Here is a 24,174-nt window from a genome sequence, read left to right on the forward strand (position 1 = left end):
TCATGGTCATTCGGATGCTATGGCATACATCCGTTTTTTGCCTCGGGCAGGTACACGGAGATGATCACGCTCCTGAAATCATCTCCCTGTTTCACCGAAAACTTCATTGGATGCGCGAAGAGGAGGGTCAGATACGGTTCCACCACATCCCTGCCCTCATAAATGATTTCCGCAATCTCAACGATATCCGAATCCGGCGGGGAAAAATATTCGCTGCGGACCACCTGCTGACGCTCTTCTGCAGTCACCGCGACCGGCGCGAGATAAACCCGGAGTTCTTTGCCCGCAGTTTCCGGAAAATGATTTTTGTATTTCACCGGCAGATTAAACTTCACCCGGATCACGGCACATTCCGACCTGTCGACAATGACCACCTCATCCAGGACTTCGTTTCTGCTGGTCTGGGCCTGCGCGAATTGGGTGCCGATTGCCAGCCAGAGAAACGCGGCGATCAGAACGGCATGTGCTTTACTTTCAGTGATGGTCATCATGATCATCGTCTCCCTCCGGATGGTCCGCAGGCGCATGGCACCCCACACAAGGCTGCCCGGTGACCGGCAACGTTTGACTGCTGTTGCCGAGGTGACAGCTGCTGCATGTGCTGTCGGGATGATTGCCGCCGTTATGTGAGTAACGGTTGACTCTCCAGGTTGCCGGGGAAGCTGAATGGCACTGCCGACAGTCACCTGAATAGTGAGGCATGACCGCACTATGGCAGGTGGCACAAGAAGGCGCCCCCGCCAATTCATCGTGGTCCGTGCGGGCCGGGATCCAGGCATTCGTGGTATGGCAGCCGTCGCAATGATTTGTGCTGGGAATATGGGCCGACGGTTTACCTCCGGCCATCGCTGCATTGTGGCAATTGAAGCACGGATCGGAAATCGACATATGGTCCATGACCGCCGGTTTCCAGGCATTCGTGACATGGCAGTTATCGCACTCGCCGCCGGTTCTGATATGGGTCGGAGACCTTCCCCCGGCATTGATTCCGTTATGGCAGTTTGCACAACTCCCGTTGACCTCCAGATGATCAACAACGGTCACCGTGGTCCAGGTTTGAGTATTGTGGCAGCTGTCACAGTTGTCCGTACTGCGGAGATGGGCGGGTGTCTTGGCGGACGCCGCACCTCCGCTGTTATGGCAACCGACGCAGGCGCCGGACACTTCGAAATGGTCAACCGTCACTGCCGGTTTCCAGGTGTTGTCGGAATGGCAGGAATCACAAACATTCGTTGCTCGAAGATGGGTAGCGTTTTTGCCTGGTGCCGCAATCCCGTTATGGCAGGCAATGCAGGTCCCGGAGATCCGCGAATGATCAAAGGCCGCCAGCGCCACCCTGCTATCAGTGGCAAGGGCCGGTGCAACCTCCCCGGCAGGTGTCCAGGCGGAAGTCGCATGACATAAGCCACAGGAATCATTGCGGTCGGGGTGATTACTCCCCATGCCCTGAGCTTTTGCTCCATCATGACACGAAATACATTCACCATCGGTTTCCTGGTGATCGACAACCGCCGGTTTCCAGGCTGAAGTTATATGACAGCTGTCACATTTGTCGGTACTCCCGAGGTGGGATACCGGTCTCCCTTTAGCGTCCCCGCGGCCATGACAGTCGGCACACGTCCCTGAAACATCAAGATGATCAACGGTGGTTGCCGATTGAATGGCGAGGGGGCTTGAACCTGCAGCAACCGCCATTGTCGCCACGGATCTCAAGGAAGCGCTGATCACGGGCGGGGCTGCGGCTGCAACCGCTTTCATGGCAAGAGAACTCTGGAGCGGCGCGTCCGGGGTGATCGCTGTCCAGGTGGAGACATAATGGCAATCTTCACACGTATTGCCGGTCACGGGATGCGACACCCCCTTGCCGATTTCATCAATGTTGTTATGACAATCAAAGCAGGCGAGCACAAAAGTGTGATACACCAGATTGGCCGGAACCCAGGCGACCGTTGAATGGCAGCCGGAACATTCACCGCTTGTCACCAGGTGACCGGCTTCCTTGCCTCGCTCATTCACCCCATCGTGACACGAGACACAGGAGGGATTGATCAGCTCGTCGTGGTCAAGCCTGCTGAGTGGCAGCCAGGCAGTGGTCAGGTGGCAGGAGTCGCATAAATTAGTGGTGTTGGGATGGGTTTGCGGCTTAACCCCGTTATGGCAATTCAGGCAGACCGAGCTGTTCAGCTCGGCGTGATCGACCTTTAGGACATGATCCCATGTGGATTGCGGCGAATGGCAGCCTTCACAGTGATTAGTGGTGGGAAGATGTCCGGCGTTCTTGCCGGGGAGCCTCACCCCGTTATGGCACAACATGCAACGCCCGACCACATCAGCCGAATGGCTGAAATCGACGCCGACAAACCAGCTCACATCGGTGTGACATTCCCCGCACTGTGCCTCGGTCGGGAGGTGGTAGGGCGACTTGGTTGAAGCGGACACCTCACTGCCGAGACTGTGGCATTGATTGCAGAGCTTCGGCGTCCCCGACAGAACGCCCCGCACATGACATTGTTCGCACTTTAGCCTGGCGTGGGCGCCGGAAAGATCAAACCCGGTCGCAAGATGATCGAATTCAAACTCAACCTGCTCCGCCCCGACGTTGGAAGCAAAAACAGCAAGCACAAACACCAGGAGAGCCAGAGCGTGCAATACGCCCCTGCCGAACGACCATTTCATTATCATTTCCCTTCCCCTTCATTATCAGACCAACAGAACCTGCGGCATCATCTCTGTATTTTAATGTCCTTGAACGAAACCGGTGTATGGCACCTTTCGCAGATCAACCCGAACCCCCCACGGTGCGGGTCATCGATCTGGTGGCAGCTGTAACATGAGGTGTCCTGTTTGATCTCTTTTTCCACCGCCTTGATGTGGCACAACATACAGTCGAGCCCCTGGTGCGCGCCGATCAGTTCAAATTTTTTCCTGTCATGTTCAAAATTCCAGAGTTCCCAGCCATTGGGGTTATGACATTGCCGGCAGTTTTTCCCAAGATGCTGCTTGTGGCGATCATCTTCCTTATGGCAGTCGAAACAGGTTTTTCTCTTGTCGGTGATATACACATTATCAGGATGACAATTCTCGCAGGTGGCAACCCCGTGCATGCCGATGAGCGGAAAGCTTGTCAGGTCGTGATCAAAAAACACATCGACCCGCCACCCTTTCGGGGTGTGACACTTGTCGCAATATTTCTCGAGCTTCCCCTTGTGGACATCGTGGTCCCGGTGGCAGTCAAAGCAGGCAATCGACGGTTTCTGCTCCTTGGTGACCGGCGTGGTGTGGCATTGGCTGCATTTGAGTTTTTCATGTTTTTCTTTCAATAAAAACTTCGATTCCTTTTTATTGTGATCATACTTGTGCTTCTTCCACTCGGTCGGCGCATGGCAAGTCTCGCATTTATTTCCGAAAACAAGATGATGACTGTCGTCAAGCAGGTGGCAATCGTAACAGAGGGTCCCCGGTTTCTGTTCGGCAACCGGCCGGATGTGGCATTTATTGCATTTGAGTTCCTTGTGCTTGTCCTTCAGAGGAAACTTTGAGTCTTTGCGGTTGTGATCATAAATAATCTTCTCCAGCCAACCTTTGGGGCTATGGCATTTATCACATTTCGTGTCAAATTTGCCCTTATGGGGGTCATCAAGCTTATGGCACCGGACACATTCATGTCCCAATTTGTCCTTCTCATCCCGGATCAGCGGTCCTTCCTTGTGACACTGATCGCATTTAAGCTTTTCATGCTTTCCGGTCAGATGAAACTTCGATTCCTTACTGTTATGGTCATACTTCGGCTTCTTCCATTCCACGGGGGTATGACATTTATCGCATTGGGTACCATACCTTTTTCCATGCACATCGTTGATCCGATGGCAGGAATAACAGTCCATCGGGATCTTCTCCCAGATCTGGCGGGGATGACAAAGGGCGCAGGATACCTTTTCGTGCTTGCCCAGTAACGGGAACTTAGTCTTGTTATGGTCGTAGACATACTTCTTCCAGGTCGCTTCCCGGTGACAATCGCCGCATTTCTTGCCAAGCCTGCCGCGATGAGGCTCGTCCTCTTTGTGGCACTCGATGCACTCGCTCGGCGCATCACGATATTTAACCTTTGGCTCAGGCTTATGGCATCGCACACAATTCAAGGTCTGATGATTTTCCCTGATTGGAAAATCCGTCTCCCGGTGATCAAACATATCCCGGTTCAATCTGACGATATCGGCCGTCCTGCCCAGATGCTCGGAGTGGCATTTCCTGCACTCGACATCCTTCACCGTTTTACTGATCCCGTGAAATCCTTTGCCCTGTTTCACATCCTCGGCAACTTTCTTATGGCAGTCCAGACAGAGTCCGGCCTGGGAACCTTTTTTAAACGCCAGATGACAGCTTTTACAGACCAGTTCATATTTAGCGTGCCCTTCAATAACCTCCCCCGGCATCACTACCTTTTCAATGGTCTCCCTGGCAGACGGCTCCGCTGATTCACCTGCGGTCACCTGCCCCTCATTTCCATAGGCGCTCCCGCAACACGCAAGGAAAACCAGCCATAAAAAAACAGCACTGCGAACAGCGATCTTTACTTGATTCATCATAGCGTTCATTACAATAGCCAACATTTCGAATCAGTACATGTGCACAGCAATCACATGGATGATTGCCACAAAAATCAGCATAAAAAACAACGGGCCATGAAACAGGTACCACTGGGCAAACAGCCTTTCATAAAAGGAAAGCTCAACGATTTTGAGAATGGCCTTCATATGATCCCTGACAATTTTCATATTGGATTGATGCTGCCCCTCCATCTCGCTTTCCGGCCACCCGGCCCTTTCAAATACTATTTTCAGACCGCGCTTCAACCCCCTGATGATAATCAGGTAATTCAATCTGGTCCTGAGACCGATGGTCAGGACCCGGAGGATGCTCTCCAGCACGCTATGGGGCGGGGCAAGAACCTCTTCTTCAAATTGGTGCAACCGCTGTTTGAGTTTCGGCGCATATGTGAATATATGGTTCAGGCTGGAACGGTTCACCTCGGTTTTTTTCTGCAGCTCCTGCAAGGTGATCTTCTTTCCGTGCAACCGGTAATGAACCCTGGTGTAGATATACATATGAAAAAACCCGCTCGCTGCCACCAGCATGGTAAAAGTCAGAGCAACCTGACTATTGAAGGAACCGACGCTGAAATTCGCATGAAAAAGAACAAAGGCCGGCCCCAGTGTGCCGAAGATCATATGGAGGTAGAACCAGAACTTAACCGGGCCGAGAAATTTCAGGCGGGAGTTTTTTTTGCGCAATGGATAGAAAACCAGCACCAGCATCATGGTCCCGCCGATAATGCCAAAAATATATCCCAGACCGCTTTCCGCACTTAACAGTTCCTCACCCCGCACCAGCCAGCCCAGACCTAAGACAACCCCCACGCAGAAAAAGAAAGCAAGCAGTGAATACTTGGTAGTGGCCGCCGCCTGCATAACGGAATAATCGATATTAACCCGCCCTTTCCTGCCAAAATAAAGGTCCTCATTTGCGTCAAGTTTGACCTCTTTTACCGGCCTGAAGATGGAAGCTACCACCCCCAGAGTCTGATCGGCGGGATCCTTCGCCTTCCCTTTTGCCGGACGGAACATGGAAGCAGCCACTTTCATGGTCTTATCGGCCCAGCTGGTGGTCTGATTGGCCTGGTCTGCAGATCGCTCAACCCGACTTTCTGATCGCTCACCCTGCTGACTCTTGACCCGCTTTACCTGACTTCTCTCAACCCCTTCCCGGTTCCCGGGCGGATCGGTTCGCCTCCCAGGTTCGCCATTCCCCCTGTGGCCTGATTTCTTCTCTTTTGCCGGCCGGAGCGCAGAAGTGACTATTCTCAAAGTCTGGTCGGCCAGAATCAAAGTCTGGTCGCCCAGGTTTTCAGGGGGTCTCACCCGACCCGTTCCCCGAGCCTTGGGAATCCCTGTCTGCCCGGTTCGGTTTTTTGTTTTCACTTTTGCCGGCCGGAACATGGCAGCGGCAACACTCAGGGTCTGATCAGCCCAGCTGATGGTTTGATCGGCCCAGCTTGAGGACTGATCAGCCGGGGGTGTTGCCGGGTCTTCCGGAAGCAAAGGCTGATCGGCTCGCAGGAGCCCCCGGGGAGAGCGCCTGACCTTTTGTATTTTTCCTTGTTTTTTTATGCCGGGTTGGGCAGGGTCTGAGTGGCTCTGGTCGGAAAATGCGCCATCAAGCAGTTCTGCGAAATTCTCTCTGTCCTCGGCTTGCGTACGCTCAAGAAGATCGACGTCATCATGCATCAGCAAGCGGGAAAGATTCGCGTCGTTGAGCGAGACGACCAGCTTCTTTTTGGCTCCGGACTTCGCCGCCGAGGCCCTGGGAAGATGCTCTCCGGATTTGCCAGAACCCACTTTAGTCGGTGAAATTTTTTCTTTTCCCGCGGGCTGTTTGTTCTGTCTTTGCATAGCTCTCTCCACCCTGCATCTATTTTGCCGGCAAACTGAAGACTTTACGCAGCGTACTGCCTACTCCATGCTTTTCAATAACGGCAAGCATCTCCTTGTTCCCCTCCGCCAGCTGCCGGGCCGACTCCTTCTTCATATTCTTTTTGTAAGGCCCTGCCCCGGCCGCAAGAAGGGCCTCTGCCGTTGCAACATGCCCGGCCGCCACCGCGAGCATCAAAGCGGTATCACCATGCAGATTTTTCAGGTCAACATCAGGATATTCTCCGACCAGCAGCTTAACCACCTGGTGATGCCCGTTCATGGCAGCCGCCATCAGCGGCGTATTTCCAAGTTTGCTCGCTTTGCTCACCGATGCCCCGGCACGCAACAATTCCTGAACAACATCGCTCCAGCCCTCAGCGGCCGCCATAAACAGCGGAGTCTGGCCATCAATATCGGCCAGATCGACATCGGCTTTTCCGGTGACCAGCATTTTGATGATTTCCGAATTGCCATTTTCTGCGGCAAACCAGAGAGCTGTCTGCTCTCCGGGACCAGAGGTATTGACATCGGCGCCGGACTGCAAGAGCGCTTGAACAGTTTCTGCCTGCCCTTCGCGTACGGCAAGCAACAATGGCGTCAAACCATCCTTGTTCTTGATATTGGCCTTGGCCCCGGCAGCAAGCAATGCAGCCGCTGTTTGCGGATGTTTTCCCGCAACAGCCGCGAACAGCGGCGAGTTCCCGTCTTCATGCCGCAGATTAACCACCGCTCCGTATTGGATCAGGAGCCGGACAGTCGCCAGCGCCCCTTCCTGCGCGGCCCAAGACAAAGCCGTCATCCCGTTTCGTTGTTTGATCTCGGTTTTTGCCCCGGCGGAAAGTAAAAGAGCCACGATCTTGTCATGCCCCTGCCAGGCGGCCCGACTCAGCGCCGTATGCCCCTCCTCATCCTGCCAGTCAAGCTCGACTCCTTGAGCCAACAGAGCCTCAACAACCTTGATATTCCCGCGCCAGCAGACAACCATCAGGGTAGACCAACCCTTGGTGGGGAGAATGTCCTTGCTGGCAATTTTTTTGACGGCAGGCGGAGTCTGCAGATCTTCGGCCAGAATAACCGGCGACCTGTGGCGGTCTTCAGCTTTTTTCTCAAGAACGGCGCCATGTCGCAACAAAAGACGAACGACCCCTTGATGCCCCCGCATCTCGGCAAGCTGCACGGCGGTCCTGCCCTTTTCATCCCTGGTATGGATCGCGACTTTGCGGGCCAACAGAATTTTCACCGCATCATCCAACCCTTTACCGGTAGCGACCAGCAGCGGGGTATTGCCGTTGGCATCGAGACTTTCCGGATCGGCGCCATAATTTATTAGATGAGTCAATGTTTCTGCAAGTTTCTCGGCTTTACCGCCATGGATCAGAGCCAGCAAAGCATCATTGCCATACCGGTCTCGCATATCGTGGCGCGCCTCTTTCTGCAGAAGGTATAGAACAACTTCGGCATGGGCAAAACTCGCCGCTTCCATGAGCGCGGTCCGCCCGTTGTCCCCCACATCATTTACATCAATCCCCGCCTCAACATACTGCCGTACTTTTTCAAGCTGGCCTTTCCGGGCCGCCCACCGAAAAGCATCCTCGGCCAATCTGCCATCCTGCCAGAGATTGAGGTCCCCGCCTTCGTCCTGATCCGCTTTTTTGCGGTCGCTTTCGGCAAAGTACCAGGCCCGTTCATCTTTTCCCGGGGCTGCTCCACTGTCAGGTCGCGGCGTATCCCACCCTTTTTTAACCATTGCCTCAAGTCCGGCGATGGCATTTTTGTGGCCCTTGTCGGCCGATTTTTTCATCCACTGATAGGCAAGATAAACATCCTTTTCCACACCCTTCCCCGTCCGGTAAAGACCGCTCAGCTGGTACATCGCCTCGGGATCACCTTCAATGGACATCGGTTTCAGCAGGAGAAACATTTTTTCATAATCCCTGATCCGGGCGGCAGCCTTCACCTCAAGCATTCTCGGATCAATCTTTTCTTCAACACCCGAGTCTGCGGCACGAGAAGTCGCCACCCCATCAGAACTGGAAAAACCGCAAAGAACAATCAGCGCAACCGCAATATTGATTAGCGCCAGGCGCTTACGGGGTCCCATACTTGGTCTCGATCGTAATCCCGATTTCCTTTAAAAACCCGGTGGGCAGAATGCCTCCGGCGCAAACAATGATCACTTCATTTTGGATTTCCATTGTCTCGCCACCCTTTTCGATTGTTACGTGGGGGGGAGTGATGCCCTTGACGTTCGAGCTCAACAGGACCTTTAAACGGCCGGCTTTTTCCGCTTCCTCAACCTTGATTCTGTTTTTCTCCTTGGCGCGTCCGAAGGCATCACTTCTGTAGGACAAAGTCACCGTTGTGCCGGACACGGCGGCGATGCTGGTCGCCGCTTCCAAAGCGCTATCCCCGCCGCCCACCACCAGCACATGCTTGCCCCGGTGATCATCCGGATCGATCAGGCGGTACACGACCTTGCCGTCATCTTCACCGCAAACATTAAGTTTTCGCGGGGTTCCGGCCCGGCCGATCGCCAGAAGAACAGCTCTCGTCCGATACGTTTCCCTGTTGGTTTTCACCTCGAACTCATCCTGCAGGGGGGTTATCTTTTCGACACTTTCACGGAAATTGATCTGAATTCCGGTCTTCTCCCGGGCGCTATTCCAGTACTCCAGAAGTTCCTCTTTGGTGGTCTCAACAAACTTCGATTCACCAATTCCCGGAAGATAACTTGGGCGGGTCATCACAATTTTCCCTTTTGGATACTTGTAGACCGCGCCGCCAATACCGTCTTCCTGTTCAATGGTCACATATTTCAGACCATGTTCCTTGGCAAAAAGAGTTGCGGAAAACCCTGCCGGACCGGCACCAACGATGGCCACATCATATCTGTCCCCCTGACCTATCCCATCAAGATTGCTGATCGTCCTCATGGCCGCCACCCCCTTTTCCAATGCCCGGTGAATCAGCCCCATCCCGCCAAGCTCCCCGGCAATGAAAAGCCCCTGCACGTTTGACTCGAGATTCTCGTCAATTTTGGGAATATCAACTCCCCGGTTCCTGGTGCCGTAAACAAGGGTGATCGCGTTCCGCGGACATACCACCGCACAGGCGCCATGACCAATGCAATAGGCCGGACCGACCAGGTGGGATTTACCGTTAATGATGCCCAGAACAGCATGGGCCCTCTGCTCGGGGCAAGCGGCCGCGCATGAACCGCAACCAATGCACCGGTTGTGATTAATCACCGGCCACATTGAGGAAGGCTCGGTAAGACCCGCTTCGATCGAGGCCTTCTGTTCGGCAAGACTCTTCCGGTGCTTCCTGAGCTTGGCTCCTGCATAAAGCAGAAAAATCACCAGCAAGGGCGAGGCATAGATTACAAGTGTGAGTTTTGAAACAAACATGGGATTAACTGGGCCAAACGCCTGTAATTTCAAATTTATTCATAAGGTAAAACAGCAAGCCTCCAGCCGTTCTCTCACGAGCCTGTTTGCAGTCTCATGTCAGCTTTACAAAACGCCGGTCTCACGAACCAGTCAACAGATGATGGCGGCCATCTCCTGCAGAATCAGGTCATGCTTGCTTACAATATCTTTTGTCAAATCCTAATAAATCACTCTAAATTGTCAACAAACCCCAACATCTCTAACACAACCCTGATGCAAACACAACAAATGTTCAGCGCCTTCAAGCTGCTTGGATATCAGGGGATTATGCGATATTTTGCGGAAGAGAAACGATACTCTTTTGGCGGGGACCCCGGTGACGGCACATTGTACCGGTCAAATCGCCAATCGGTTATCTGCATGTTAAGGCATCAGAATTATTTCCAGTAATTGCGAGAAAACAGGTGCAAAATCATAAAGTCATTGATGTGGAGAAACGACTCATTGCAAATCGGACCAAGGTTAACCGGTTTATCTATTATCAATATCCGTGCCAACAATCCCGGAATAAAATAAAGCTCTTCATACCAGGCTCTTATAGATTTGCAGGAAGGTCTGAAGGCGTGCAGAAGTGACAAGCGACAGGAGCACTCGACGCATCTGTATACCCACAAGTGTCTAAACACCAGCCCGGATCTGATGTTGCGATATGGGCACCAGAGGTATCCTAGTGTCGCGTCAAGGATGAAATGTCATAATATTTCTCCGGCATTTTTTGTGCCGGCAAGGCACGTGTTGGGTTGCATAGCAGCGCTATGTAACCCAACACGTAACGCAGGAGGCGCGAAAAACGACGGGAAAGATGTGACGGTTCAGAGTTGACGTGACACTAGGCAGTATGTGCTTCAGTTTATGGATTCCTGAGGGCAGAGCATGACTTCATGGAATTGCGACTGCAGGACTTGCAACCCGGGGTGCAGGATTATTCGGCATGCGGACCGTCACCGGTCTTCTCCCCGATGCCATACTTGAGTATTTTGGTATACAGTGTCGCACGACTTATCCCGAGGAGCCTGGCCGTTTTGGCCTTGTTCCAGTCCGTGCTTTCAAGCGTTGCACAGATTGTTTCTTTCTCGGGACCGGTGCCCCGGGTGGAGCCCGGAGGATCCTCATGCTTCATAAAGTGCCGGAGAGTCGCGCTTTCCGACAACAATTCTTCCGGGAGATGTTGTTGCCGGATCAGTTCACCGTCGCAGAGCGCACAGGCATAATGCAATGTACTTTTCAGCTCGCGGACATTGCCCGGCCAGTGGTATTCAAGAAAGATCTTCCGGACATTTTCATCCATTCCTTCAATGTTCTTTTTCAGTGCCTCCCGGAATACCCCTATGAAATGACTGGCCAGCAGGGGAATGTCCTCGACCCGCTCTCTGAGGGGAGGCAGCTGGATCATGAGACCTTTCAGCCGGTAAAAGAGATCCTCGCGGAATCTCTTCTCTCCGACCTTCGCTGATAAATCCTGATTGGTGGCCGCAATAACTCTTACATCCGCCTTCCGGGTCTCGGAATCCCCTACCACCTCAAACTCCCTGTGCTCAAGAAAACGCAGCAGTTTGGCTTGAAAAAGGGGAGAAGTGTCTCCAATTTCATCCAGAAACAGGGTGCCGCCCTCAGCCGCCTGGATCCGCCCGACCCTGTCCTTTACCGCTCCGGTAAAAGAACCGCGAACGTGTCCGAAAAGTTCACTTTCCAGAAGATTCTCAGAGAGGGCCGCACAGTTGACTTTTATCAGAGGATGGGCGGATCGGTTCCCGGCATAGTGGATTGCATCGGCGATCAATTCCTTTCCCGTACCGTTGGCGCCACAGATGAGGACATTGACATCCAGCTCGGCAGTCCGTTCAAGAAGATCATAGATCTTCCGCATTTTCTCGGATTTGCCGATAATATTGTGGTAGCTGTGCTTGCTCAGAAGGGTGTTTTCAAGTTCTACCAGGCGAGTGACATCCCTGATTACGAGAACCGCCCCGCCAAGCTCATTCTGTTTTCTGATCAACGGAGCAGTGTTCAGGACCAGGGTCCTTTCCGCTCCCCCTTCACAATTACACTTGACCCGGTATTCTTTGACCGGTTTTCGGGTTTCAAGCGTCTGCAGCAACGGCTGCACACAGGCAACGGTGCCTCTCCCGATCCTTTCCTGGAATGACACCCTATCTCCCGACATCCCGGGACAGATCTTGTCCAAGGGCCTGTTGGTATTGATAATCTGCAGCTGATCATCAACTGTGACAATGGTGTTCTCAATACTGTCAAAAATGGTTTGCAGCAGAAGATGCGACTCTTCCTTCTCACGGACAGCCTCAAGCAGTTCCAGTTGGGTGTTCACCCTGGCCAGCACCTCTTCCATCTTGAAGGGCTTGATAATATAGTCAACCCCCCCTGCCTCAAAGGCCATGACGATATCCTTGATCTCCGATAAAGCACTGATAAAAATAACCGGGATCCGGGAGGTTCGTTCATCGGATTTCAGGATGCGACACACTTCATAGCCGCTCATTTCCGGCATCATGATATCGAGCAGGATGAGATCGGGGGGATCCGAGCGAACTGATTCAAGAGAGGCGATGCCATTGGCGGCGGAAGTCACCTGGTAGCCCTGTCCGGTAAGGATCACCCGCAGAACGTCAAGGTTCACAGGCGTGTCATCAACAATCAGAATTCTGTGTGGTTTTATTTGTTCTTTCATCTCAGGCTTTCTTCACCGCGTGCCCCCCGAACTCTCTACGCAGGGCGGCCAGCACCTTGTTCTCGAAGGCATCGGGCTGCCTGGATTCAAAACGTCTGAACAGGGCGCTGGTGATGACCGGGGCCGAAACCCCTGTCTCCACGGCCTGCTGGACGGTCCAGCGCCCCTCGCCGGAATCGTCGACATAGCCCTTCAGATCGGCAAGTTCGGGGTCCCTGGCAAAGGCATCTTCAAGAAGTTCGAGCAACCAGGAACGGATCACACTCCCCCTGTTCCAGAGTTTTGCCAGCTCGGAGTAATCCATCTCCACACCATAGGGAGAGGCTTCGAGGATCGCAAAACCTTCCCCGTAGGCCTGCATCATTCCGTACTCGATGCCGTTGTGGATCATTTTGACGAAATGTCCGGCTCCCACCGGCCCGCAGTACATATAGCCGTTTTCCGGAGCCAGAGTTTTAAAGATCGGTTCCAGGTATTCGAAGTCGGCCTTTCTGCCGCCAACCATGGTGCAATAGCCGACTTCAAGGCCCCAGATCCCCCCGCTCACTCCGGCATCCACATAGTGGATTCCCGGCCCGGCGAGAAAATCCGCCCTTCTGATGTCGTCTTTATAGAAAGAGTTGCCACCTTCAATAATGATATCCTCCGGGTCAAGCAGCTCTCGCAGCTGTTCGACATGGTCGTCCACAGTGCGCCCTGCCGGCAGCATAAGCCACACCACCCGGCGCCCTTCCAGCTTGCCTACGAGATCCGCGAGCGAAGCGGAACCGATCCCGCCTTCCCGGGCAAGCTCGTCAATCTTGTCCGGCGACCGGTTATAGGCGACAACCTCATGCCCACCCTGTATGAGTCGGCGGGCCATATTCATCCCCATCCGGCCAAGACCTACCATGCCGATCTTCATCACATTCTCCCTATACCATCAACCGGTTGTATTCCTTCTCCAGAAAACCGAGATGCATGTTTTCCTCTTCGATAAGACGGTAAAAGAGATCTTTCACCGTTGGTTCTGACGCCTGATGGGCCAGCCGGCTGTAGAGGTCCATCGCCTGAGTTTCAAACATCATGGCCAACTCAAAAATGTGTTCCAGAGTCAGAAACTCCGGCCTGACCCGGGCCAGAAACTGGGAAACTGACCGCCCCCCCTCCATGGTGTCATCGAGGATGCCGATCTCCGGAATCGCAGAACGGTCTTCGACCAGATGCCGGTACTCCTCCATCAGCCACGCCTTGTGTTTGTCTTCAAATCCGGCCAGCCTCTCTAAAAGCCGCGCCTCTTCCGCTCCTTCGGCGAGTGCTGCCAGCCTCGCGTAAAACTTCTGCAACCCGTCTTCAAGGGCATAGGCAAGGACAATCCCGCTTTGATAATCCCCGTCACTGTCAAGAAGTTCAAGACCCTGAATTTCAGGCCCGGTTGCCTTGCGGCCGAACCATTTCTTGATCCCGCCGGACAGATTATACACTTCCTGAAACCCTTTGCCGCTGAGAAACCTTGCCGCGATGGTGCTTCTCCCGCCGGAAGCGCAGTAAACAATAACCGGCTTTTGCGGATCCAGTTCTTTCAGCTTCTCCGCCAATTCTTTCATCGGGGCCAGAACCGCTCCCGGGAGATGCTCCGCCTCGTATTCCTTTGGCTGCCTCACATCCAGCAGGACGTACTCCTCAGCCAGATGATCGGCCATGAACTTCCTGACCTGTTCACTATCAAGATCATTTGTCTTAGAAAAAAAAGTCTTTAGATTCATATGCCTACCTTGCAATCACTGTTTCAATCCTTGTCCGTCAGAGCGCATTTTCCCTTCATCGGGCAGTCCTTGCAATGCCTGCCCTTGCGGATGTATTTCTCGCAACACTCGTCCTTTTTCTTCTGTTTCTTCTGCTTCTCTTTATCTCCCATAACTGACCCCAATATAGTGAACTCCTGAAACATTACGCAATCTTTAATCCGATAGAACAAACAAACTGATAACCAGTACCAATAAACACATTCCCGACAAATCGTCAAACCCCCTGTTTCCCGAGAAAAGTTCCAGCACAAGACAATGTATTACCGTCCAATTTATCACCACATATTGTTTATTGAATAATTATCTGAACTGTTGTATTTTACTCCCCTTTTTTTATGGTATTATACAGACAGGTTCATTGAAGCCGTCCGGCTGCAGTATAGAGCCTGTTCACTAACTTCTATACGGAGGTGTTGTGCATGGAACTTCAGGTTGAAGGACGTCATGTTGACATTCGCAATTCATGGCAGACCAAAATCGATGTTGAAAAAGATCGTCTGGACCGTCACCATCCGGGACTGGTTCATAACCTGCGGGTAGCAGTTGAAGCCACCACCAGTCACAAAGAGGGTGGTTACGAAGTCAGACTTATTGCCACTGTCCCCAACGACACCCTGATCGTCAAACGCAAAGGGGACGCGGTTAAACCGCTCCTGGTAAAAGCTTTCGACAACCTTGGCCAGCAGCTTAAAGAGATGCAGCGCAAAAAGAGACAAAGCTCCAAAGGGCAGGAAGGAAGCGGCCCTGAAGTTTTGACCGGCATTATAAAAACAGTCTCCCCTCCTGAGTCGTTCGGCTTTATCGTCACCGGCGACGGACGGGAAATCTATTTCCATGAAAACGCCTTGAAAGACGCGCAAATCGGCGTCCTGAACGAAGGCGATGCCGTCACTTTCGGAGAAACCGAGGGTGACAAGGGGCCCTGCGCCAGCTGGGTTAAATTGACCAACTGAACCGGGGTCTCAGGCCAGTAAACGGAACAAACATACAATGTCTGCATCAGCACAGGTCGATATCGGGCCTGAATATCTTGAAGAAAAAGAAGACACGCTGTCTGAAAAGATCGCCCGGCTCAAAATTGAGCTGGGCGATGACCTTTTAATCCTCGGTCATCACTATCAGCAGGAAGCGGTCTATAAATTTGCCGACCAGGTCGGCGATTCCCTGAAACTCGCCCGCACGGCCTCCCGGCAGAAAAGCAGGTATATCGTCTTCTGCGGTGTTCATTTCATGGCGGAAACCGCGGATATTCTCACCTCGCCGGAGCAGGTTGTCCTTCTCCCCGACCTCCGGGCCGGTTGCCCGATGGCGGATATGGCAAGCATCGATGAGGTCGAATACGCCTGGCAGGATCTGGCAGAAGTCATCGGCGACGCCTCGGTTATCCCCATCACCTATGTCAACTCTTCTGCCCGAATCAAAGCCTTCGTCGGTGAAAAGGGCGGCTCGGTCTGCACCTCTTCCAACGCGGAGAAGGTGTTGTCCTGGGCCCTGAACAAGGGGAACAAAGTCATCTTTTTCCCCGATGAACATCTCGGCAGAAATTCCGCCTATGCCCTCGGTATCCCGAAGGATGAGATCGTTCTCTGGAACAGGGAGGAGCCTTTGGGGGGAAATACTCCGGAAGAGCTTCAGAAAGCAAAAGTCATCCTCTGGAACGGATACTGCACCGTCCATATGCAGTTCACTGCGGAGCAGGTCGACAACTGGCGCCGCAAAGATCCGGACATCAAGGTGATCGTTCACCCGGAATGCAGAAACGAGGTGGTCGGCAAGGCAGACCATTACGGCTCCACCGAAGCCATCATCAGGACCATTTCCGATTCCCCGTCCGGAACCAGCTGGGCGGTCGGCACCGAGATCAACCTGGTCAACCGCCTCCGCCGGCTGCTGCCCGACAAAAAAATCCACTCCCTGTCACCCTTCCAGTGCCTCTGCTCCACCATGTACCGGATCAAACCTGGGTATCTGCTCTGGGCCCTGGAAAGCATCCGGAGCGGCCAGGTCGTCAACCGGATCACGGTCGACCAGGAAACTGCGGAAAAGGCGAAGTTGTCCCTGAACAGGATGCTCGAAATCTGATAGTTCAAACAGCTTAAACGTTCAAACGCCTAGACGCTTAAACGCTTAAACAACTGAAAATATGAAAAGAATATATTTCGACAATAACGCCACCACCCCGGTATCACCCGAAGTCAAAGCCGCAATGCTCCCCTGTCTTGAAGAGCGATTCGGCAACCCTTCGAGTGCCCACAGAATCGGGGAGGCAGCCGCATTGGCCGTGGAAAGAGCCCGAGAGCAGGTCGCCCTACTTTTCAACGCCCATCCCTCCAGAATCTGTTTCACCAGCGGCGGCACCGAAGCCAACAATATGGCAATATTCAGTGCCGCCGGAGCAAACCCTGACAAAAAACACATTGTCACCTCCAGGGTCGAACATCCTTCAGTCCTTGAGCCTCTCAACCACCTTGCCGGGTATGGATACGAAATCGAAGTGCTTGAGGTCGACCCCAACGGCGCCCTTGATCTTGACCGGCTGCGATCCACACTCCGCGAGGACACCGCCCTGGTCACCCTGATGGCGGCAAATAACGAGACCGGGGTCATCTGGCCGATCGGGGAAATCGGCGAAATCTGCAAGGAGAAGGGGGTCCTGTTCCACAGCGACGTCGTGCAGATGCTCGGCAAAAGCCCGATAGACGTCCAGGAACTGGCAGTCGACTACCTGAGCATGGCCGGACACAAGCTCCACGGCCCGAAAGGGGTCGGCGCTCTATTCACCTCAAGAACCGCACCTCTCAGACCGGTCATTTTCGGAGCCGGTCAGGAAAAGGGCAAAAGGCCGGGCACCGAAAATGTTCCCGGGATTGTCGGCCTCGGCAAAGCCTGTGAAACAGCCGGTGCCAAGCTTGCAGAGTATTCTGTAAATATTCTCGCCTTGCGGGATCGCATTGAAAATTCCATCAGCAGCAATTTCCCGGATGCGATCATCAATGGCGCCGGTGAGCCAAGGCTTGCCAATACAATCAACGTCTGTTTCGAGCACTGCTCATCCGCCGGTCTGATCCAGGAACTTGATGAAAGAGGGATTGCGGTCTCGGGCCATTCGGCCTGTCACAGCGGCGACCTGAACCCCTCGCATGTCCTTACGGCCATGCGGGTTCCGGAAACCCACCTCCATGGCGCCCTGCGCATAAGCCTCAGCAGGATCAACACCGCTGAAGAAGTCGACCGGTTTCTGGAGATTCTCCCGGACATCGTCGAAAAATCACGCCGGGGTTTCGCCGATTAACTTCCTTTATTTGTGAACCGTTTTCAGGTATCTTCAACTCGAAATCTTTCGCGCCAATAAAACGCAAACAACAACTCAAACAGGATCAGCCATGTGCGGCATTGTCGGATATATAGGAAAAAGAAAGGTTGTCCCGATTCTTCTGAAAGGGCTGAAAAGCCTCGAATACCGGGGCTACGACTCCGCCGGACTGGTGTATATCGATGAATCCGGCGGACTCAAAAGACACCGCTGTCAGGGCAAGCTTGCAAATCTTGAAGAGGTCATGGAAGAGCTGACTGTTTCCAGCACCGTCGGCCTCGGCCATACCCGCTGGGCAACCCATGGCCCGCCGTCAGAAGCAAACGCCCACCCGCATCTGGACTGCACCGGGAGACTGGTTGTCGTTCACAACGGGATCATTGAGAACTTCCATTCCCTGCGCGATGAACTGAAATCACGGGGTCATGTTTTCAATTCCGAAACCGACACCGAGGTCCTGGTCCACCTGATTGAGGAGTACCTTGAAGACGATCTGGTCGCAGCGGTCCGGCAGGCCCTGAAAAGAGTCGAAGGCGCTTACGCTCTCGGCATCCTCTGGGCGGACAAACCCGATGAACTTGTCGCGGTCAGGAACCACAGCCCTCTGGTCCTTGGTGTCCAGGAGGATGGCGGCTCCTTCATGGCCTCCGATATCCCGGCCATTCTTCCCTACACCAAGGAAGTGATCTACCTCGAAGACCGGGAACTGGCGGTCCTGAAAGAAGATGGCCTGACCGTCATGAATCTTGACAGCGGCAAACTCCAGGAAAAAGAAATACACACCATCACCTGGAACGCCGCGATGGCCGAAAAAACGGGCTACAAACATTTCATGCTGAAGGAGATATTCGAACAGCCTCAGGCGATTTTAAACACCTTCCGGGGACGGATTGATCCGGAAACCGGTGAGGTGAAAATGGTGGAATCGGCGCTGACCGGAGAGTACCTGCGAGGGATCAGAAGAATTGTGCTGCTGGCCTGCGGCACCTCCTGGCACGCGGCGCTGATCGCCAAATACTGGCTGGAAAAGTGGGCCTCCATTCCCGTTGAAGTGGATATCGCCTCCGAATTCCGCTACCGCACCCTTCTCATCGATGAATCGGTGATGGTTGTTCCCATTTCCCAGTCGGGTGAAACCGCCGACACTCTCGCCGGAATGAGGCGCGCCCGAAAAATGGGGGCACGGATCACCGCCATCTGCAATGTGGTCGGCAGCAGCATGACCCGGGAAGCCGACGGCACCATATACACCCACGCCGGCCCGGAGATCGGAGTCGCCTCGACCAAGGCGTTTACCAGTCAGCTCACCGCCCTGTTCCTGCTTACCCTGATGATCGGAGCGGCCCGGAACACCATCCCGAAAAACCAAAGGGTAGAACTGATCCAGGGGCTGATCAGCATCCCGGCAGTGATCGAAAATGAGCTGCCGCGCCTTCAGGAGGCCACCGACCGGATGGCCGAAAATTTCGTAAAATGCCGGGATTTCATCTATCTCGGCCGAGGGATAAACTTCCCGGTCGCCCTGGAAGGCGCCCTGAAGCTGAAAGAGATCTCCTACATCCACGCCGAGGGGTATCCCGCCGGCGAACTCAAACATGGCCCGATCGCCCTGGTCGACCGGGAGATGCCGATCCTGGCCCTCGCCCCGAAGGACAGTGTCTACGACAAGGTCATCTCCAATGTCGAAGAGGTCAAGGCCCGTCACGGCAGACTGATTATGGTCGGCAGCAGCGCCGACAAAAACCTGCAGCGCCTGACCGAAGAGATCATAACCCTGCCCGAGGTGCATGAAGAACTCAATCCGATTCTCTACTCGATTCCGCTCCAGCTCCTGGCCTATCATATTGCAAACCAGAGAGGCTGCGACGTCGACCAACCCAGAAACCTCGCGAAAAGTGTCACCGTTGAATGATCAGCCCTCATCCCCACGAGTGTCGGCGCAGAACTCTAAAGAGCTGTTTTCCTACAGCGGCGAAGGCCGCCCGGCCGGGCACCTCAATGTGTTTCTGCCGGGTTGGGGCTTTGACGGACGGATCATCACCCTGCAGGAACAGGTCACCGACTGGCTGTTCCCGACAAAAGTGATATCCCCCGAGGACACCCTCCGGGCGCTGGCGGTTTATCTTGAGCAATCCCACATCAATTCCGTCACCCTGGTCGGCTGGTCGATGGGGGCCAATCTGGCCCTTGACTTTGCCGCAAGGCATCCCGACAAAATCGAGGCCCTTTACCTGCTCGGCATCCGCAGGTCATGGCCGGCAGGGGTCATCAACCAGATCAGGAGCGACCTTCGGCAAGGCCGGAATTCCTTTCTTCATAATTTTTACCGAAAATGTTTTCTCGGATACCGCAAGGCCCACGAAACATTTACCACCGACATCGCCCCCTCCCTGCTCACCAACCTGAAAACCGGGATTCTGGAACAGGGTCTTGACTATCTTGGCGATTACAATCTTGAGAATTCTCTTTCACTCCTTGCCGGAAGCGCCTTTTCAACCCGGATCATTCATGGCGGCAAGGACATTATCGCTCCTCTGAGCGAAGCTCCGCATTCCGCGAGCATCCCTCTCACCATCCTTGAGCATGGCGGGCATCCGGTCTTCCTCGACCCGAACTTTCCCTTTCAGCTGCACAACCGGAAAGCATCGATTCACAGCAAATTCTGCCGGGCCGCCGACACTTACGACGCCCACGCCATCATCCAGAAGGAAATTGCCGTGCGGATGGGAGAGTTGCTGCCGGCCGAAACCCCGGCCAGGATACTGGAAATCGGCTGCGGCACCGGAAATTACACGAAAATCCTCCACACCCGCTATCCCGAAGCAGAGATTACCGCCCTTGATTTTGCCTCCGACATGCTCGCGAGAGCCAGGGCAAAACTTCCCCCGGGAAGTTCCGTCAGATACCTTTGCCGGGATGCGGAGATTTTTCTGAATGAGTCAGAGGAGCGTTTTGACCTGATCACCTCCAACGCCACCATGCAATGGTTTGACAATCTTTTGCAAGCCTGCCGCAACATCAGGTCCTTACTCACCAGCGAGGGGAGGATCCTCCTCTCGATCTTCGGGCCGAAAAGCATGCAGGAAATGCGGGAAGGACTGGGAGCGATCCTCGGCAGAACCGCTCCGCTGCCGTCGACCTGGTTCCCGGACCATGACACGCTTGCCACAATATTCGGCCCGCTCTGCAGAGACCTTGAGATCAGGGAATGGCAGACCACCAGAGAATACGAAACCTTAAGCGACCTGCTCGAACATATCCGGAAAACCGGCACCTCCGGCTGGCACCCGGGGCGCCCGCTGCTCACTCGAAGCCGGATGACCGAACTTGAGAGCTGGTTTGTTGGGAAATACGGCAATTGCCGTACCACCTATCAGGTGTTCCAGATCAGCGGGAAAAGAAAATGAGAGTATTCGGATGACGAACAAAGCCCTGTTTATCACGGCAACCGATACCGGAGTCGGGAAAACCCTGGTCAGCGGCCTGCTTCTGGAATACCTCCTGAGACGTTCCATCAAAGCCGGGTACCAGAAATGGGTCAGCACCGGCGATGCCGATAACCCGGCCGATCTTGCGGAATGTATGAAAATCGCCGGGGCACAACCGGCGCCGAATGATCTCGACTCACAGGTCCCGTTCCGCTTCAGCTACCCGGCCTCTCCTCATTTTGCCGCCGAGATTGACGGCAAAGAAGTCGATGCCGGGATGATCCTGCGGAAATTTGCCGAAATGAACAGCAGGTATGAATTTTTAATTGTCGAGGGAGTCGGCGGTCTGCTGGTGCCCCTCCGCCGCGACCTGCTTCTCGCCGATCTGCTGACCAAACTTGAGCTCCCCACGGTCATTGTCGCCCGAAGCGGTCTTGGCACCCTGAACCACACCCTGTTGACAATTGAGGCGCTCCGCAACAGGAAGCTGCCGATTGCCGGGGTTATCTTCACCGATCCGGCGGAAGTTGATGAAACCCTGGCCCTTGACAACATACGGACCATCGCGGAAATCGGCCGGGTGGAAATCCTGGGACGCCTGCCCTACAGCAACCACCGCCCGGATCTTATCAGGCATTTCAGCCTCATCGGCTCCAGGATGGTGAAATGACGAGACTTCGTTTTTAAAGCGGCTCCCCGCACGAAGCTCAACCCGACCCTTTTCCGAAAGAAAATCCGTCCCATCGATTCGCCGGACTCGAAAGCCTGCGGGTAACCGGCACCGAAAATCAATTCCTGCCCACCCGCACCAGCCACTCGCAAACCAGCAAAACCGCAGTATTTTTTTTATTTGACTTCTCCTCCCCAATCACGAGAGAATTTGTCACGTAACATGTAGTTTCATTAATTCATCCGCAGGGAGAGTGCGTCCGGTGAAGTTGATGGAGAGTCATACCGCTTCGTGTTCAGCAAAAATCATCGGGAATATTGCGTCCTTTTACAGCTCGGTCCGCTCCCGAAAGATTCCCTCATCTTTTGCCGACGCACGGAAAACCTGCGGCATTATCCAGGGTCTTGCCTCCCTGAAAGAGTCATTAGCGGCGGTAGCGAAATCGCATGAACCCAGCTTCCTGAAACTGGGGCAAAACCTCCAGACCATCTACATGAACGCCAACACCCTTGCCGGAAGCACCATCGAGTCGGTCAAGGAAATTTCCGGCGACAACCGGCAAAGCGCCCTGGCCGGGCTGCGGGACAAAATCCGGATATCCCTGGCCCGAATGGCAGGCGATCAGGCCGCGATCGACAACAACCTGCAGGACCTCGAAACGCAGGGGCAACATCTCTCAACCCTGACGAACACCAGCCGGGACCTTTACAAAATTGCTTTGTACCTGAAGGTCGCCGGGATCAACATCGGCATTGAAGCAACCCGCTCCGAAGAGTCGCGGGCCATGTTTTCCCTGACCGCGGAAGAAGTCAGTCAACTCGGGGGCAGGATCATCTCCTTCGCTGAAAATATTGAAGAGGACGCCTCCCTGGCCCGCAATGTGCAATTGTCGGTTCGGGCGGATATCTCACGGAAACTCGGCAAGTTACGGGAATACGGCGCCGCAGCGGAAACGACCGTCGGGAATGCCCTGGCGGTGATTGAGCAACTGCTCCTGAGTACCTCCACAGCCATGGACCAGGCGGCGCTCCACTCCAAATCCATCGCCGCCCATTGCGGCGAAATCGTGGTCGGCATCCAGTTCCACGACAGCATGAGCCAACGTCTTGAACACGTCATCGAAACATTTGCTGAAGCAATCACTCTGCTTGCCGATTCCCCTGGTGAAGACCCTTCGCAGGATCCCCCCCTTCCGCTTGCGGAAAGAATGGCGGCCGCCTACCCCCTCTGCCGGCTCCAGGCCAATCAGATTCAACAGGTGGTTACGGAAATCGAATCCCTCCATCAGCAGATATCCCGTTCCTTTGACCTGATCGACCAGATCATCGGGCAGATGGCCGCAGTCCTTTCCGGCCTGTCCGGGGACGACCGGGAAGAGCTGTCCGCCCGGCACCCGGGTGACTCATTCGAAAACCTGAAAACCTCCCTCGATGATCTGGTTCTCCTGATGAAACAGGGGGATGATCTGATGGAGGATGTCCGCCGGGAGGTCCACGATGCCGCCGAGACCTCCAACCGGCTCCTCTCATTTATGAACAAAGTCAACGCCACGGCGTTTGAAATCAAGATCCAGGCCCTGAACTCGATCATCAAGGCCGCCCATCTGGGGAACAAAGGGCTGACCCTTGTCGTCCTGGCCCACGAAATTAACACCCTATCCGATACCGCAGACACCATTGTTGCAGGGGCGGCGGAAGCGTACCGTCTATTGTCGGACCAGGCGAATAAAAACCTGGTGAACCAGGGAGACGCAGGCCGTGACGACACCTCCCTCAGCACCGCCATCGCAGACATCGAATCCGTCTACGGCCGGTTTAAAACCACCTCGCAATCCGTGGCAGACAAAGCCGAAGCGCTGAGAACCCTGACCAGGGAAACCAGAACCTCCCTGGATTTCCTGCCGGGCATGGCCGCCCACCTGAATGACTGCCACCGGAAAATGGAAAGCCTCCTCTCCGAGCTGGAGGAAGAGTGCGGACCTGTCGGCCATGAAACGATCGACGCCGCCATCCGCAATGTTGAGGGCCGCTACACCATGGACCAGGAACGGGTGGTCCATCTGCAGCTTACGACAGGAATCCCGTCAGAACAATCGCCCATTCAGGCAGATGTCTCCGCCGAACCGGATTCATCGATTGAACTCTTCTCATCCCAGGCGGAAGAGGATTCCTCAATCGAACTTTTCGGGACCGACCCCGAAGCAGATTCTTCGGTAGAACTATTCGACGCTCCGCCTGCAGCGGAAAAATGGGAGGAACCACCCATCCCCTCGCAGGAAAGCATTGAGCAAAATCGGCCGGCAACGGAATTTTCACAACCGGCCGAAAAGAAGACCGAAGACCTGGGCGATAATGTCGAGCTTTTCTGACCG

General features: G+C 54.2%; 16 protein-coding genes. 7 read left to right on the top strand and 9 right to left on the bottom strand.

The window, feature by feature from the left end; all coding sequences use genetic code 11:
- Positions 1–17: 17 nt before the first annotated feature.
- The 9 genes from KKG35_03740 to KKG35_03780 form a co-directional block, all read right to left on the bottom strand.
- A complete protein-coding gene (locus KKG35_03740) occupies positions 18–491 on the bottom strand; it encodes a hypothetical protein (protein ID MBU1737227.1) in 474 nt (157 codons plus the stop codon).
- Positions 475–2,676 (bottom strand): cytochrome c3 family protein, encoded by a 2,202-nt coding sequence (locus tag KKG35_03745; GenBank protein ID MBU1737228.1) that lies wholly within the window; start codon positions 2,674–2,676, stop codon positions 475–477. Before KKG35_03745 ends, KKG35_03740 begins: the two co-directional genes overlap by 17 nt.
- Positions 2,677–2,723: 47 nt before the next feature.
- Entirely contained in the window at positions 2,724–4,586 is a 1,863-nt protein-coding gene (locus tag KKG35_03750) for a cytochrome c3 family protein (GenBank protein ID MBU1737229.1), read from the bottom strand.
- A 30-nt stretch (positions 4,587–4,616) separates the two neighbouring features.
- On the bottom strand, positions 4,617–6,449 hold the full coding sequence (locus tag KKG35_03755) for a hypothetical protein (GenBank protein MBU1737230.1): 1,833 nt from the start codon (positions 6,447–6,449) through the stop codon (positions 4,617–4,619).
- Positions 6,450–6,468: 19 nt separating this feature from the next.
- Complete coding sequence (locus KKG35_03760) at positions 6,469–8,571, bottom strand: ankyrin repeat domain-containing protein (protein ID MBU1737231.1); 2,103 nt, start codon at positions 8,569–8,571, stop codon at positions 6,469–6,471.
- Positions 8,558–9,877: an NAD(P)-binding domain-containing protein gene (locus KKG35_03765; protein MBU1737232.1), complete on the bottom strand. Its 1,320-nt coding sequence runs from the start codon at positions 9,875–9,877 to the stop codon at positions 8,558–8,560. The genes KKG35_03760 and KKG35_03765 overlap by 14 nt, the downstream gene beginning before the upstream one ends.
- A 964-nt stretch (positions 9,878–10,841) precedes the next feature.
- Positions 10,842–12,605: a sigma 54-interacting transcriptional regulator gene (locus KKG35_03770; GenBank protein ID MBU1737233.1), complete on the bottom strand. Its 1,764-nt coding sequence runs from the start codon at positions 12,603–12,605 to the stop codon at positions 10,842–10,844.
- A gap of 1 nt (position 12,606) precedes the next feature.
- Positions 12,607–13,509 carry a decarboxylating 6-phosphogluconate dehydrogenase gene (gnd, locus tag KKG35_03775; protein ID MBU1737234.1) on the bottom strand — a complete coding sequence of 301 codons (903 nt, stop codon included), beginning with the start codon at positions 13,507–13,509 and terminating at the stop codon, positions 12,607–12,609.
- A 10-nt stretch (positions 13,510–13,519) separates the two neighbouring features.
- A complete protein-coding gene (locus tag KKG35_03780) occupies positions 13,520–14,350 on the bottom strand; it encodes a sulfurtransferase (protein ID MBU1737235.1) in 831 nt (276 codons plus the stop codon).
- Positions 14,351–14,811: 461 nt separating this feature from the next.
- Here KKG35_03780 and KKG35_03785 point away from each other — a divergent pair, with 461 nt between their 5' ends.
- From KKG35_03785 to KKG35_03815, 7 genes are all read left to right on the top strand, one after another.
- Positions 14,812–15,345, top strand: coding sequence for a cold shock domain-containing protein (locus KKG35_03785; protein ID MBU1737236.1), 534 nt, complete (start codon positions 14,812–14,814; stop codon positions 15,343–15,345).
- A 37-nt stretch (positions 15,346–15,382) separates the two neighbouring features.
- Positions 15,383–16,474, top strand: a complete 1,092-nt coding sequence (nadA, locus tag KKG35_03790) for a quinolinate synthase NadA (protein MBU1737237.1) — start codon at positions 15,383–15,385, stop codon at positions 16,472–16,474.
- 61 nt (positions 16,475–16,535) lie between these two features.
- The gene (locus KKG35_03795) at positions 16,536–17,684 is read left to right on the top strand and encodes an aminotransferase class V-fold PLP-dependent enzyme (protein MBU1737238.1); all 1,149 of its coding nucleotides are present in this window, start codon (positions 16,536–16,538) and stop codon (positions 17,682–17,684) included.
- A gap of 91 nt (positions 17,685–17,775) precedes the next feature.
- Positions 17,776–19,617 (top strand): glutamine--fructose-6-phosphate transaminase (isomerizing), encoded by a 1,842-nt coding sequence (glmS, locus tag KKG35_03800; GenBank protein MBU1737239.1) that lies wholly within the window; start codon positions 17,776–17,778, stop codon positions 19,615–19,617.
- A complete protein-coding gene (locus KKG35_03805) occupies positions 19,610–21,112 on the top strand; it encodes an alpha/beta fold hydrolase (GenBank protein MBU1737240.1) in 1,503 nt (500 codons plus the stop codon). Before glmS ends, KKG35_03805 begins: the two co-directional genes overlap by 8 nt.
- Positions 21,113–21,122: 10 nt before the next feature.
- A complete protein-coding gene (bioD, locus tag KKG35_03810) occupies positions 21,123–21,803 on the top strand; it encodes a dethiobiotin synthase (protein MBU1737241.1) in 681 nt (226 codons plus the stop codon).
- A 271-nt stretch (positions 21,804–22,074) separates the two neighbouring features.
- Positions 22,075–24,171, top strand: a complete 2,097-nt coding sequence (locus KKG35_03815; protein ID MBU1737242.1) for a methyl-accepting chemotaxis protein — start codon at positions 22,075–22,077, stop codon at positions 24,169–24,171.
- Positions 24,172–24,174 lie beyond the last annotated feature (3 nt).

This window comes from Pseudomonadota bacterium (assembly GCA_018823285.1).
Lineage (GTDB): Bacteria > Desulfobacterota > Desulfobulbia > Desulfobulbales > JAGXFP01 > JAHJIQ01.

What these genes read in the sequence shown, in the direction of transcription:
- KKG35_03740 (MBU1737227.1), bottom strand. Translation starts at nt 491, where the DNA reads ATGATGACCATCACTGAAAGTAAAGCACATGCCGTTCTGATCGCCGCG.
- KKG35_03745 (MBU1737228.1), bottom strand. Translation starts at nt 2,676, where the DNA reads ATGAAATGGTCGTTCGGCAGGGGCGTATTGCACGCTCTGGCTCTCCTG.
- KKG35_03750 (MBU1737229.1), bottom strand. Translation starts at nt 4,586, where the DNA reads ATGATGAATCAAGTAAAGATCGCTGTTCGCAGTGCTGTTTTTTTATGG.
- KKG35_03755 (MBU1737230.1), bottom strand. Translation starts at nt 6,449, where the DNA reads ATGCAAAGACAGAACAAACAGCCCGCGGGAAAAGAAAAAATTTCACCG.
- KKG35_03760 (MBU1737231.1), bottom strand. Translation starts at nt 8,571, where the DNA reads ATGGGACCCCGTAAGCGCCTGGCGCTAATCAATATTGCGGTTGCGCTG.
- KKG35_03765 (MBU1737232.1), bottom strand. Translation starts at nt 9,877, where the DNA reads ATGTTTGTTTCAAAACTCACACTTGTAATCTATGCCTCGCCCTTGCTG.
- KKG35_03770 (MBU1737233.1), bottom strand. Translation starts at nt 12,605, where the DNA reads ATGAAAGAACAAATAAAACCACACAGAATTCTGATTGTTGATGACACG.
- gnd (MBU1737234.1), bottom strand. Translation starts at nt 13,509, where the DNA reads ATGAAGATCGGCATGGTAGGTCTTGGCCGGATGGGGATGAATATGGCC.
- KKG35_03780 (MBU1737235.1), bottom strand. Translation starts at nt 14,350, where the DNA reads ATGAATCTAAAGACTTTTTTTTCTAAGACAAATGATCTTGATAGTGAA.
- KKG35_03785 (MBU1737236.1), top strand. Translation starts at nt 14,812, where the DNA reads ATGGAACTTCAGGTTGAAGGACGTCATGTTGACATTCGCAATTCATGG.
- nadA (MBU1737237.1), top strand. Translation starts at nt 15,383, where the DNA reads ATGTCTGCATCAGCACAGGTCGATATCGGGCCTGAATATCTTGAAGAA.
- KKG35_03795 (MBU1737238.1), top strand. Translation starts at nt 16,536, where the DNA reads ATGAAAAGAATATATTTCGACAATAACGCCACCACCCCGGTATCACCC.
- glmS (MBU1737239.1), top strand. Translation starts at nt 17,776, where the DNA reads ATGTGCGGCATTGTCGGATATATAGGAAAAAGAAAGGTTGTCCCGATT.
- bioD (MBU1737241.1), top strand. Translation starts at nt 21,123, where the DNA reads ATGACGAACAAAGCCCTGTTTATCACGGCAACCGATACCGGAGTCGGG.
- KKG35_03815 (MBU1737242.1), top strand. Translation starts at nt 22,075, where the DNA reads ATGGAGAGTCATACCGCTTCGTGTTCAGCAAAAATCATCGGGAATATT.